This window comes from Kitasatospora sp. NPDC023118 (assembly GCF_055560875.1).
Genome location: NZ_JBVHHW010000020.1, coordinates 1 through 12,748, shown reverse-complemented (window position 1 = coordinate 12,748; position 12,748 = coordinate 1). Strand labels below are relative to the sequence as shown.

The 12,748-nt window shown below is 73.1% G+C and carries 10 protein-coding genes and 2 pseudogenes; 4 read left to right on the top strand and 8 right to left on the bottom strand.

Features of this window, described 5'->3' with window-relative positions; all coding sequences use genetic code 11:
• Positions 1-11 precede the first annotated feature (11 nt).
• Together ACZ3UD_RS25005 and ACZ3UD_RS25000 are read right to left on the bottom strand one after the other, a co-directional pair.
• Positions 12-3,587: a HAMP domain-containing protein gene (locus tag ACZ3UD_RS25005; protein ID WP_465591765.1), complete on the bottom strand. Its 3,576-nt coding sequence runs from the start codon at positions 3,585-3,587 to the stop codon at positions 12-14.
• 192 nt (positions 3,588-3,779) lie between these two features.
• A complete protein-coding gene (locus ACZ3UD_RS25000; RefSeq protein WP_465591762.1) occupies positions 3,780-4,169 on the bottom strand; it encodes an STAS domain-containing protein in 390 nt (129 codons plus the stop codon).
• A gap of 263 nt (positions 4,170-4,432) precedes the next feature.
• Between ACZ3UD_RS25000 and ACZ3UD_RS24995 the strand changes: the two genes are divergently transcribed.
• On the top strand, positions 4,433-5,191 hold the full coding sequence (locus tag ACZ3UD_RS24995) for a maleylpyruvate isomerase family mycothiol-dependent enzyme (RefSeq protein ID WP_465591759.1): 759 nt from the start codon (positions 4,433-4,435) through the stop codon (positions 5,189-5,191).
• Between the two features lie 28 nt (positions 5,192-5,219).
• On the opposite strand, the gene ACZ3UD_RS24990 is transcribed toward ACZ3UD_RS24995, so the two are convergent.
• From ACZ3UD_RS24990 to ACZ3UD_RS24975, 4 genes and pseudogenes are all read right to left on the bottom strand, one after another.
• Entirely contained in the window at positions 5,220-6,485 is a 1,266-nt protein-coding gene (locus ACZ3UD_RS24990) for an NAD(P)/FAD-dependent oxidoreductase (protein ID WP_465591756.1), read from the bottom strand.
• 154 nt (positions 6,486-6,639) lie between these two features.
• Positions 6,640-7,431 carry an inositol monophosphatase family protein gene (locus ACZ3UD_RS24985; RefSeq protein ID WP_465591753.1) on the bottom strand — a complete coding sequence of 264 codons (792 nt, stop codon included), beginning with the start codon at positions 7,429-7,431 and terminating at the stop codon, positions 6,640-6,642.
• A 71-nt stretch (positions 7,432-7,502) separates the two neighbouring features.
• Entirely contained in the window at positions 7,503-8,381 is an 879-nt protein-coding gene (locus ACZ3UD_RS24980; protein ID WP_465592055.1) for an alpha/beta fold hydrolase, read from the bottom strand.
• Positions 8,382-8,468: 87 nt separating this feature from the next.
• Positions 8,469-8,690: pseudogene (locus ACZ3UD_RS24975) on the bottom strand (RICIN domain-containing protein); the annotation flags it as partial.
• Between ACZ3UD_RS24975 and ACZ3UD_RS24970 the strand changes: the two are divergent.
• Positions 8,665-8,748 (top strand): annotated as a pseudogene (locus ACZ3UD_RS24970) (hypothetical protein); the annotation flags it as partial. The pseudogenes ACZ3UD_RS24975 and ACZ3UD_RS24970 overlap by 26 nt on opposite strands.
• Positions 8,749-9,168: 420 nt before the next feature.
• Here ACZ3UD_RS24970 and ACZ3UD_RS24965 read toward each other — a convergent pair.
• Complete coding sequence (locus ACZ3UD_RS24965; protein ID WP_465591750.1) at positions 9,169-9,381, bottom strand: cold-shock protein; 213 nt, start codon at positions 9,379-9,381, stop codon at positions 9,169-9,171.
• 434 nt (positions 9,382-9,815) lie between these two features.
• Entirely contained in the window at positions 9,816-11,009 is a 1,194-nt protein-coding gene (locus ACZ3UD_RS24960) for a TIGR03364 family FAD-dependent oxidoreductase (RefSeq protein ID WP_465591747.1), read from the bottom strand.
• Between the two features lie 162 nt (positions 11,010-11,171).
• Between ACZ3UD_RS24960 and ACZ3UD_RS24955 the strand changes: the two genes are divergently transcribed.
• Both ACZ3UD_RS24955 and ACZ3UD_RS24950 read left to right on the top strand, forming a co-directional pair.
• Complete coding sequence (locus ACZ3UD_RS24955; protein ID WP_465591745.1) at positions 11,172-11,933, top strand: GntR family transcriptional regulator; 762 nt, start codon at positions 11,172-11,174, stop codon at positions 11,931-11,933.
• 4 nt (positions 11,934-11,937) lie between these two features.
• The gene (locus ACZ3UD_RS24950) at positions 11,938-12,627 is read left to right on the top strand and encodes a phosphonatase-like hydrolase (RefSeq protein WP_465591742.1); all 690 of its coding nucleotides are present in this window, start codon (positions 11,938-11,940) and stop codon (positions 12,625-12,627) included.
• The last annotated feature ends 121 nt before the right edge of the window (positions 12,628-12,748 follow it).

The following is a 12,748-nucleotide window of genomic DNA, read 5'->3' as shown; positions in this document are numbered from 1 at the left end:
CAGCCGGTCGGTCATGAGGTGTCCAGCCAGTACCGGATCCGGTCGAGCAGGTGGGCGGTGTCGACCGGCTTGGTGATGTGGTCGTCGGCTCCGGCGGCGAGGCTCTTGTCGTGGTCCCCGGGCATGGCCTTGGCGGTGACGGCGATGACCGGCAGGCGGGCGAACCGCTCGTCGGCGCGGATGGCGGCGATCGCGGCGTAGCCGTCCAGGCCGGGCATCATCACGTCCATCAGGACGAGGTCGGTCTCCGGGTGGGCCCGCAGCAGGCCGAGTCCGGCGTCGCCGTCGGCGGCGTGCAGGACGGTCAGGCCGTACTGCTCCAGGGCCGCGGCGAGCGCGAAGACGTTGCGGACGTCGTCGTCGACGATCAGCGCGGTCCGTCCGGCGAGCGCCGCGTCCGTCTGCCCGGCGGCCGGGTCGGGGTGGGTGCGGCGGCCGCCCAGCAGGTGGACGACGCGTTCGCTCAGGTCGTCCAGACCGCGGGTGGTCTCCACCCCGGCGATCGAACCGGGCGTGTGGCCGGACCGGTACCCGAGGACCGGCGTGCCGTCCGCCAGGGCGTCCAGCAGTACGGGTGCGAGCTCGGCGGAGCCCACCAGATCGAGCACGGCGCAGCGGTACGGGCCCTCGCCCAGCGCGGCGCGCAGTTGCGCGGCGTCCCCGGCACTGGTCACCCGCGCGGCCGGGAGGAGGCTGCCCGGGGCGGCCACGGCAGCCCGGGTGAGCAGGGTGAGCAGGGCCGGTGCGTCGGGCTCGACGACCAGCACAGCGGGCTCGGTCTCGGCCGCGCCGTCCGGCCGTTCGGGCCCGGCGAGCGGCAGGTGGAGGGTGAAACGGCTGCCCTGCCCGGCGGTGGAGCGGACGGTGAGGGTGCCGCCGAGCAGCCGGGCGAGCTCCCGGCTGATCGACAGACCGAGGCCGGTGCCGCCGAAGCGCCGCGCGGTGGAGCCGTCGGCCTGTTGGAAGGCGCCGAAGACGGCATCCAGTTGGTCGGGGTCGATGCCGATGCCGGTGTCCTCGACGTGGAAGGCCACCGCCGCTTCCGCCCGGCCGAGTTCGGGCGGCAGGTTCGGGGCCTCGACGCGCTCGATCCGCAGTTCGACCCGCCCGGTGTCGGTGAACTTGACCGCGTTGGACAGCAGGTTGCGCAGCACCTGGCGCAGCCGCGCCTGGTCGGTGACGATCCGCTCCGGGACGCTCCGGTCGACGACCGTCTCGAAGGCCAGGCCCTTCTGGTCGGCCAGCGGCCGGAAGGCGGATTCGACGTACTCCAGCAACTCCCGTACGGGGAAGGGCTCGGGGGCCGTCTCCATCTTCCCGGCCTCGACCTTGGAGAGGTCGAGGATGTCGTTGATGAGCTGGAGTAGGTCGGTGCCGGCCGAGTGGATGACGCCTGCGTACTCGACCTGTTTGGGGGTGAGGTTGCCGCCGGAGTTCTGGGCGAGCAGTTGGGCGAGGACGAGCAGGCTGTTGAGCGGGGTGCGCAGTTCGTGGCTCATGTTGGCCAGGAACTCGGACTTGTACATCGAGGCGAGACTCAACTGCCGGGCGCGCTCTTCCAGTTCCTGGCGGGCCTGCTCGATCTCCAGGTTCTTGGCCTCGATGTCCCGGTTGCGCTGGGCGAGCAGGGCGGCCTTGTCCTCCAACTCCGCGTTGGAGCGCCGCAGTTCTTCCTGTCCGGCCTGCAACTCCTCGGACTGTGCCTGGAATTCGGCGGTGAGCCGACGGGATTCGGCGAGCAGTTCGTCGGTGCGGGCGTTGGCGAGCAGGGTGCCGATGTTGACGCCGCAGGCCTCGGCGAAGCGTTCCAGGAAGTCGCGGTGGACCTGGGTGAACGGGTGGACGGAGGCGAACTCCATGACGCCGAGCAGCCATTCCTCCAGCATGATGGGCAGGACGACGAGCGAGCGGGTCTCGACGGCTCCGGCGCCGGAGCCGATGACGGCGTAGCCGGGCGGCAGGTCGTCGACGGCGATGATCCGCCGGCTGCGGGCGGCCTGGCCGACCAGGGACTCCCCCAGCCGTACCCGGAGCTCCTGCCCGGCTGGGCGGCCGTAGGCGCTGATCAGGGCCAGCTCGGGGCCGCTCTCGCCCTCCTCGGCGAGGAAGAACGCGCCGTACTGGGCCCCGACCAGCGGGGTGAGCTCGTCGGTGATCATCTCGGCGACGGACTGGATGTCCCGCCGGGCCTGGATCGCGGCGGAGAACCGGGCCAGGTTGGTCTTCAGCCAGTCCTGTTCCTGGTTGGCCAGGGTGGTCTCGCGCAGCGACTCGACCATGGCGTTGATGTTGTCCTTGAGGTCGGCGACCTCGCCGGAGGCGTCCACGCTGATCGAGCGGGTCAGGTCGCCGGCCGCGACCGCGCTGGTGACCTCGGCGATCGCCCGGACCTGCCGGGTGAGGTTGCCGGCCAGCTCGTTGACGTTCTCGGTGAGGCGCTTCCAGGTGCCGGACACGCCCTCGACCCGGGCCTGGCCGCCGAGGCGCCCCTCGCTGCCGACCTCCAGCGCGACCCGGGTGACCTCGGCCGCGAAGGAACCCAGCTGGTCCACCATGGTGTTGATGGTCGTCTTCAGTTCCAGGATCTCCCCGCGCGCGTCCACGTCGATCTTGCGGGTGAGGTCGCCCTCGGCGACCGCCGTGGTCACCTGGGCGATATTGCGCACCTGGCTGGTCAGGTTGCCCGCCATGGAGTTGACGTGATCGGTGAGGTCCTTCCACGTCCCGGCGACGTTCGGCACCCGGGCCTGGCCGCCCAGGATGCCCTCGGTGCCGACCTCCCGGGCCACCCGGGTCACCTCGTCGGCGAAGGCCGACAGGGTGTCCACCATGGTGTTGATCGCGTCGGCGAGGGCCGCCACCTCGCCCTTCGCCTCCACGGTGATCTTCCGGGAGAGGTCGCCCCGGGCGACGGCCGTCGCCACCTCGGACATCGAGCGGACCTGGCCGGTGAGGTTGGAGGCCATCACGTTGACGTTGTCCGTGAGGTCCTTCCAGGTGCCGGAGACGCCCCGGACGGTGGCCTGCCCGCCCAGGTTCCCGGCCGTGCCGACCTCCCGGGCCACCCGGGTGACCTCGTCGGCGAAGGCGGACAGCTGGTCGACCATCGTGTTGATGGTCTCCTTCAGCTCCAGGATCTCCCCGCGCGCGTCCACCCGGATCTTCTGGGTGAGGTCGCCCTCGGCGACGGCGGTGGCGACCTGGGCGATGTTGCGCACCTGGCTGGTCAGGTTGCCCGCCATGGAGTTCACCGAGTCGGTCAGGTCGCGCCACGTCCCGGCGGCGCCCGCGAGGGTCGCCTGGCCGCCGAGCCGCCCCTCGGTGCCGACCTCGCGGGCCACCCTGGTCACCTCGTCGGTCACCCGGGCCAGCTGGTCGGCCATCCCGTTGAAGACCTCGGCGATCTCCCCGAGCACCCCCGGCTGGTCGGGGGTGAGCCGGGTCCGGAAGTCCCCGTCGCGCACGGCCGTGAGCCCGGCGAGCAGCTGCCGCAGGGCCTGCTCGGCCGGGTCGGCCGGGTCGGCCACTGGCGCGCCGGGTACGGGATCACCCTCGGCCGGCGCGCCGGGTACCGGATTCTCGTCCATCCTGTCCCACCGCCCGGATCCGTCACGGACGGCGTGCGCGCGGGGCGCGCGCCGACGCCAGGGGCGGTGGTACGCCGCCCTGCTCCCACTCTGCCACCGCACGCCGGGGCGTGCGAAAGCGCTGCGCGCTGCCGCGGCGCGGGCGCTCAATCGGGCCACGACCGATCGCGCCCGCGTTCAACCGCGCCGCGTTCAACCGGGCGGGGCGTCCCGGATCTGGAAGGCATCGGTGGCGCCGGTGAGTTCGAGCATCCGCAGCACCAGCGCCCGCGGGCGGGCCAGTTCGATCCGGCTGCCGTCGGCCGCCGCCCGGGCCTGGGCGCGCAGCAGGACGTTGAGCCCGGTGGAGTCGCAGAACTCCAGGCCAGCGCAGTCGACCACCACGACGGTGGCCGGCACGGCCAGCGCGGTGCCGAGGACCTCGTGCAGCCCGGCGACCGAGTCGAGGTCGAGTTCGCCGTACAGGGCGAGGACGGTCCCCTCGGCCCAGGGCGAGACCTCCACCGTGAACCTGCCGGGCGGCGCCTCGGGCGCGAGGTCCAGGTCCCCGGTCCACCGTGTGAGCGGTCTCCTCGGGGCCACGATGCTCTCCCTCCTCCAGCGGACCGCCCCCCTGAAGCGCGGCTGTCCACTGTGCAGCGTCCGAAACGCCCGGAGCGCGGGAAAGTCCGGGGCATCCGGCCCGGCCGGGTGGAACCGCCGGGGGCGCCCCGGAGATGCTTGACAAGCTCAACCTTTCAGGCCTAGCGTGCGTCCTCGACAATTGCTTCACCCCATGAAACATCGAGCGCGCAGACCGTGCCGAAGCGCCGCGAGACCCGCACGTACCCCCGGGAGACCACGTTATGACCCCGCTCGACCACGGCGCCGCCGTCGCCACCGAGACCACCCGCTTCGTCGCCGCCGTGCGGCAGGCCGACCCCGCCCTCCCGGTGCCGAGCTGCCCGGACTGGACCCTCGCCGACCTCATCCGTCACACCGGCAGCGTGCAGCGCTGGTTCACCGTCCTGCTGCGGCAGCGGATCCAGGAGCCGCCGCGCAGCCGCGACGTCGACCTGCGACTGCCCGATCGGCCCGAGGAGTACCCGGCCTGGCTGGCCGAGGCCGCCGAGCAGGCCGCCTCGACCTTCACCCAGACCGACCTCGCCGCGCCGATGTGGGCCTGGGGCGCCGACCAGCACGCCCGGTTCTGGGTGCGCCGGATGCTGTTCGAGACCCTCGTCCACCGCGTCGACGCCGAACTCGCGCTCGGCCTCTCCCCCGACATCGAGCCGGCCCTCGCGGCCGACGGTGTGGCCGAGTTCCTCACCAACCTGCCCTTCGCCGCCTTCTTCGCCCCCGGCACCGCCGAACTGCGCGGCGACGACCGGACCATCCGCTTCACCCGCACCGACGGCGACGGCGACTGGCTGGTGCGCCTGCGCCCCGACGGCTTCGGCCTCGACCCGGACGGCGCGGACGCGACCGCCGACGCCACCGTCCGGGCCACCGCCGCCGACCTGCTGCTCCTGCTGTACCGGCGCCTCGACCACACCGCCGAGCGCGTCGAGCTGTCCGGGGACGACGAACTGCTGGCGCTCTGGTTCGCCAACTCCGCCTTCTGACCGGCGGCCGGGCTCCGGGGCCCTTCGGTCAGCGCAGCGGATCGAAGGGCCCCAACTCGGCCGGGCGGTGCCCGGTCACGATCGCCTCGGCGAGCAGCTGCCCGGTGGCCGGGCCGAGGGTCATGCCCCACATGCCGTGTCCGCCGGCGGCGAAGACCCGTGGTGAGCGGGTGGCGCCGATCAGCGGCAGACCGTCCGGGGTGCAGGGTCGCGACCCGACCCACTCGTCCTGGCGCGCCTCCAGATCGGCGCCGCGCAGCATCGGCCGCGCGGCCTCGACGACGGCCCTGATGCGGCGGCGGTCCAGCGGCGCCCCCGGGCTGCGGAACTCCATCGTCCCGGCGACCCGCAGCCGCTCGCCCAGCGGCGTGCAGGCCACCCGCTGGGCCGGGAAGTACAGCGGGTCGGCGGGCAGGTGCTCAACCGGCACGCTGAAGCTGTAGCCTCGGCCGGCCTGTACGACGGCGCGGACGCCGAACCTGCGGCCGAGGTCACCCAGCCACGCGCCGCCGGCCAGCACCACCGCGTCGTACGGCTCGCGGGCGCTCCCGGCAGCGAACACGTCGACGCCACGGGAGCGGTCGCGGACGTCGGCGACGGCCGTACCCGTGCGGATGTCGCCGCCGCGCCCGCGCACCGAGTCGGCCAGGGCGAACACGAACCGCCCGGGGTCGAGGAAGCGCTGGCCGCGCAGCCGGACGGCCGCGCCGACCTCGCCGGACAACGCGGGCACCAGGGCGCGCGCCTCGTCACCGCTCAGCAGGTCGTACTCCAGCTTCTGGCCGGCCCCGTGGATGTGCCCGATCTCCTCGGTCAGCACCCGGCGCTCCCCGACGCCGCGGCAGGCGGCCAGGAAAGCCCCGGCCTCGACCGTCCTCGCCTCGACGCCGCCGGCGGCCAGGGCGTCGAAGCCTGCCAGGGCCCGGCGGTTGATCGGCAGCAGCGAGTCCATCGCACGCCGCCAGCGGCCGGCCGTGCTGTGCCGGACGAATCCCGCCAGGAACCTGAGCAGCCGAAGGTCCGCGCTCGGCGGCACGTAGACCGGCGAGGACGGACTGAACACCGCGCGCAGGCCGTACTTGAGCACGGCGGGTTCGGGCAGCGGCGTCGCCAGGCCCGGGGTCAGCCACCCCGCGTTGCCCCAGGACGCGCCCGCGGCCACCTGCCCGCGCTCGTACACGGTGACCTCGACCCCGAACTCCTGCAGGAACCAGGCGGTGGACAGGCCGATCATGCCGGCTCCGACGACGGCGACGCGTCGTGGCGGTGGGTCGGGCGCTGCGGAACGGGCCATCGGTTCGCTCCTTCTTCGGGCTGCACCGGCCTGCGGCTCCCGCAACGGGACGCGCTCTCCATGGTGGGCCGGGCCGCCGCCACCGTCCTGGTGGCGGGCGGCCGATTCCCACCCACCAGGTAGTGGGGCGCCTTCCGCGGTCGGGGGCGGGCGCTCAGCCGCGGACCATCGACATCAGCTGTTCGTGGGCCTCGCCGTCGGCCGCCACGACGAGCCCGCGGCCCGCCTCGCCGAGCGGGGCGCCGTCGATCCCGGTGACCACGCAGCCGGCCGCCCGGCACAGGGCGATCCCGGCGGCGAAGTGCACGCTCCCGGACAGGTCTCCGCCGTCGGTCACGTACGCGGCGCGCTTCCCCGCCGCGACCCAGGCCAGCGCGAGCGTCGTGGATACGACCCGCGGTCGGAACCCCGCGACGAAGCCGGGGTGGGCCAGCAGGTCCACCGCCCGGAACGTCTCCGCGTGGGGGAAGGGCGGGTCCAGGTTGACGTCCACGAGCCGGGTCGCGGCCGTGGGCTCCAGCCGGGCGTCGGCGCCCTCGCTCCGCACCCAGGCGGTCTCGCCGTCGGTGAAGAACACCTCGCCGCTGAACGGGTCGGCGACCGCCGCCGCACCGCCGCGCAGCGCCACGTTGACGGCCACCAGCATGCCGCCGACGGCGTAGTTGAGCGTGCCGCACAGGGGATCCACCAGCCACTGGCGCGCGGACTGCGCCGCCCCCTGCTGTCCGCCCTCCTCGCCCAGCACGGAGTCGTCGGGCCGAGCGGCTCGGATGACCCCGAGGATCGCCTGCTCGGCCTCGACGTCCGCAGCGGTGGCGAAGTCCCCCGCGCCCTTGTCGATCCGGGCGAGCCGCCGACCGTACATGCCGCGCACCACACCCGCACCGGCCTGGGCCGCCGCAATCGCGACACCGGAATCATCAAGGCCCTCATACGAGTTGATCATGTGTCGGAGGATAGCGGCACCGGGCACACGCTCACCACCGGTCTCGGCCGGGCAGCCCCAATCGGGCAGGCTCAATCGGGCAGTCCCAGGATCGCCTCGGCAAAGGCCTCCGGGGCCTCCTGCGGGACGTTGTGACCCACGCCGGGCAGGGTCCGCACCTCGCACGGGCCGGTGAAGCGCTCGGTGCTGGTCTGGTCGGCGGCGGGGATCACGCCATTCTCCTCGCCGGCCAGCACCACCGCGGGGGCCGCGATGGACGGCTGGCCGGCCAGTGCCTCCTCCAGCTCCTGGTAGCGCGGGTCACCTTCGACCAGGCCGTAGCGGTGGCGGTAGGAGTGGATCGCGACGTCCACGAAGTCCGGATTATGCAGACTGGCGGCCGAGGCGGCGAAGGCCTCCTGGGCGTGCGGCCAGGTCGGAGACCAGAGCCGCCAGAGCAGCTCGCACAGCTCCTCGCGGTTCTGCTCCAGACCCTGGCGACCCCGCTCGGAATGAAAGTAGTACTGATACCAAAGGTTGCGCTCCGCCTCCGGTGCGGCGGGCTCCATCGCGCGGGCGATGTCCTGGACGGTGTAGCCGCCCGCCGTGACCAGGCCGTGGATCCGCTCCGGCCACAGCGCCGCCGCCGCGCAGGCCGCGCGCCCGCCCCAGTCGTAGCCGGCGACCACGGCGCGCCGGATCCCCAGCGCGTCCATGAACTCCACCAGGTCCTGCGCGAGCGCGGCCTGCTGGCCGCTGCGCGGGGTGTAGTCGGCCAGGAACCTGGTCGGCCCATAGCCGCGAAGGTACGGCGTCAGCACCTCCCGGCCGGCCTCCGCGAGCAGCCGCGCCACCTCGTCGTAGGCCCGCACGTCATAGGGGAAACCGTGCAGCAGGATCACCGGAGCGTCGGACTTCCGGCGGCGCTCGCCGGTCCGGTGGTAGGCGATCTCCAGAACCGGTGTCGTCACCCGGTGCAGCTCATGTAGCGCGTGGGAACTCGCAGTCATCCGGCCATGCTCGCACGTCTGATTCGGACACGACGGACAGTGATGATTTTGCGCTGGTAGTACTCCTGCCTGCGGCCTCCATCGCGCGTCCTCGACCATACCGTTGGTGCGGTTGACCAGCCTGTAGTAGCCGTCGCCGAGATCGACGGCTTGCCACTGGAGGTTGGGGCTGTCGACCGGTGTCCACTGCTTGAGGTTCGAGCCGTCGGCGACGTTGCCACCACTGCCCAGGGCCAGACCGTCCGTGACGTTGATCAACCGGAAGTGGCGGTTCAGGACGGGGAGCCCGTGGCGCGACATCCCCGAGCGGCACGGGTCCTGGTCGACTGTCTGCAGCCGGTTCCAGGCGTGGGTCGCCGCCGGAACCTTCCAGACGCTGATGGACGCGATGATCCCCGAGGCGGCGGCTCGGGGGCAGATCGACCTCAGCCTGGTCGAGGGGCAGGCCGCCGACAGCCCCCCGCTTCATCCCCGTCCTGAAGAAGATCAAGGTCCGCGGCCCGGTCGGCCGTCCCCGCAGCTGCGACCACCGCTGGCTGGCGCTCCCCGAGGACCACTTCGGGCCCGCCTGGCAACCGGGCCGACGGCGTTTGGCACTCCCCGACGCCCTGGATCCCGGTGCACGGCCTCACCCGCGACGCCTGCCCCGGCCAGACCGGGGCAGGTCCGTCGAGCCGGGGCCCGAGTCGGCCGGGCTGAAGCCCCACCGCCGACCGTACCGGTCGCCTCAGCCCGGGCAGTCCCACAGCTACTCCACGATCTGGACCTTGTCGGCCTGCATCCCCTTCTGGCCCTGGACGGCCTCGAAGGTGACCTTCTGACCCTCGACCAGCGACTTGAAGCCGCCCCCCTCGATCGCACGGAAGTGCACGAACAGGTCAGGGCCCGACTCCGGGGTGATGAAGCCGTAGCCCTTCTCGTCGTTGAACCACTTCACGGTGCCGTTCTGGCGCTCTGCCATCTCTTCGTCCTTTGCGTTCGGGTCGCGCTGACCCCGAGATCCTCTCACGCAGGGAGTCGATTCCAGCACGGAAGGTGACGATTGCGGACCGGGCGCCGCCGTTGGAGGTGGCGTCACGGCCCGGCCCCCCGGGGCACCGCAAGGTTCAGCCGCTACCGCTGGCCGCTTGTATAGTCAAGTGCCCAGCCTGATGTGAATATGCCGTACTGACCTCCCCTGCATGCCGTGATCGTTCACGGCGGCCATGGGGAAGATCCAGCGCTGAGCCGCGGTATGTGGCGCGCCGTCAGGCCTGCCTTGGCTCCCCCTTCAGGACGGGGCGCAACCTTCAGGACGGGGCGCAACCCGAACGGGGCCGCCCGGTGGCCACCGGCCACCGGGCGGCCCCGGGCAAGAGGATCAGGGGATCAGGAGGCTCAGGCGGGCCCGGCAGGTCAGGCGGTCGGGGCGAGCGTGCCGTCGAAGGTGGCGGCCGCGAGGCCGAAGGACAGCGTCATGCCGATGCCCGAGGTGACCGAGATCGCCCGGACCCCCGGCGCCAGGTCGCGCACCAGTAGCGGGCCGCGGGGGCTGCTGGCGTAGACGCCCTGCCAGCGTTCGAGGATCCGCAGGCGCTCGACGCCCAGGACCTCGGCGACGGCCCCGATCAGCAGCTCGTAGGTGTGCTCGTCGATGAACGGCGGAGTGGTGGCGTCGTAGTGGTGCGAGTCGCCGACCAGCACGGTGCCGTCCGGGAGTCCGGTGAACATCACGTTGGCGCCGATCTCCAGCAGCTCCGCGCTGTGCCCGAGCACCTCCTCCCGCAGCCGGGCGGCCGAGGGGCGGGAGGTGAAGGCGTCGTAGCGGAGCATCGAGGTGGCCGTCAGCACCGCGGAGTCGGTGCGGAAACCGGCCGGGGCCTCGGCCCGTGCCATGGTGAGCCGGCAGCGCTGGACCTCGTGCTCCTCGGCGACGTCGGGGAACAGGTAGTCCAGGTCGTGGCCGACGCAGATCAGGATCCGGTCGCCGCGGACCGGGCCACGGGTGGTGTGCACCGTCCCGGATTCGACGCCGGTGACGGCGGTGCCCCACAGGATCCGGCCCTGCGGCTGCTCGGCCACCCAGCGGGCCAGGCCGGGCGCCGCCTCGCGGGGGTCCACCCGCAGGTCGGCGGGCAGCAGCGCGCCGCCCACCAGGTCGCCGGCCGCGCCGTCCGCGCGGCCCAGCAGCGCGGCCGTCTGCGCGGCGGTGCGCAGCTCGACGGCGTCGCCGCCGCGCTCGGCGCGCAGCTCCTCCAGGACGGCCGCCTCGGTCGCCGACCGGGCCACCACCAGGGTGCCGGCCTCCGCGGCCCAGATGCCGGCGGCCTCGGCGGCGCGCAGCCAGCCGGGCCGGGAACGCTGGGCGAGGGCGAGCAGTTCGCCGTCCTGGGCGCTGATGCAGCAGTGGCCGAAGTTGCGGACCGAGGCGCCGACGGGCTGCCGGTCGCGGTCGACGACGGTGACGGACAGCCCCTTGCTCAGCGCCTCGAAGGCGTGGGCCAGGCCGATGATGCCGGCCCCGACGATCACCACGTCGCTGCGGCCGGGCGCGCCGGGGGTGTGCGGACGGGATTCGGCGGGGGCGGTGGTGGGTGTGCTGCTGCTCATGGCTCCAGGTTCCGGGCTGTTCGGCGTCGACGTCAAGAGATGTATGTACAAGTTACCGTCTGTTCATTCGCTCGACGAACACCGGGGGCGAAAGGCCGTTCGGGGAAATCCGCAGGTGATCCCGCCTTGAGAAGTTCCGCTCCCGGGTGCCATAGTCAGCTTGTGAAGACAAGTGATGAGCTTCCTCTCCACCAGCGGCTCGGCGCAGAGTTCCAGCGCCGCATCGAGTCCGGCGAGTGGGCCGAGGGCCAGCCGGTGCCCAGCGAGTCGCAGCTCTGCGCCGAGTTCGGCACCTCCCGCGGCCCGGTCCGCCAGGCCCTGGCCATGCTGCGCCGTGAGGGCAGCCTGGTCGGCGGGCGTGGGAAACCGCCGGTCGCCCGCCGCTCGGCCCCCTCCCAGCCGTTCGGCACCTTCCTGTCCTTCACCCAGTGGGCCCGCAGCATCGGCCGCGAGCCCGGGCAGACGACCGTCGAGGTGGCCCGTCGCCGGGCGACCCCGGAGGCGGCGGCGCGGCTCGGCCTCACCGAGGGCGAACCGGTCGTCGAACTGGTCCGGCTACGGCTGCTGGACGGCGTTCCGGCCATGCTGGAGCGCTCCACCTTCGTCCACGAGGTCGGCCGGATCCTGTTCGACTTCGACCCGGACAGCGGTTCCGTCTACGAGGAGCTGCTGCGCCGCGAGGTCGACCTGCACCACGCCCGGCACACCATCGACGCCATCGCCGCCGAACCGGACGACGCCGAGCTCCTGAACGTCGCCGTCGGCGCCCCGCTGCTGCGCGTGCGGCGGCTCACCACGTCGAGCCAGGGCGTGCCGCTGGAGGACGCGGACGACCGCTACCTGCCCGCCATGGCCACCTTCACCATCGAGAACACCATCAACGGCCGTACCGTCATCGGCCGCTACCGCACCGAAGAGGACTGACACCGTGATCGAGCTCGCCGCCCTGGACATGGCCGGTACCACCATCAACGAGGCCGGTGCCGTCTACCGGGCCCTGCGCACCGCCGTCGAGCGCACCGGGGTGCCGGTCACCGAAGCCGACCTCCAGACCTGGATGGGCACCGACAAGCGCGAGGCCATCGCCGCCCTGGTCCGCCTCGGCGGCGGCACCCCGACCCCGGAACTCGTCGAGGACGGCTACGCGGCCTTCCGCGAGTTCCTGCGCGAGGCCTACCGGACCACTCCCCCGCAGGCCATCCCCGGTGTCGAGGAGGCCCTGGCCGAGCTGCGCCGACGCGGCATCAAGGTGGCCCTGACCACCGGCTTCAGCGACGACGTCGCGTACCCGCTGCTGGAGTCGCTCGGCTGGTCCGCCGGCGAGGGCGGCAACCTCGACGCGGTCGTCACCTCGGACGAGGTCCCGCGCGGGCGTCCGGCGCCGCACATGATCCACCGGGCGATGGAGAAGACCGGGGTCATCGACACCCGTCGGGTGCTGGCGGCCGGCGACACCGTCGTGGACGTCGAGGCCGGCGCCAACGCCGGGGCCGGTGTGGTGATCGGCGTCCTGACCGGGGAGCTCACCCGCGGAGACTTCGAGGGGCACCCGCAGACCCACGTACTGGACAGCGTCGCCGACATCCCGTCGCTGCCGGAGGCCCGGCCCGCCGTCTGATCCGACCGCCGCAGAAGCGGGGGCGGGGGGGGGGGCGCCCCCCCCCCCCCCCCCGCGGGGGTTGTAAGCCCCCCACCCACCCCCCCCGCCCAGCCCCCCCCCAACCCGCCCCCACCCCCCC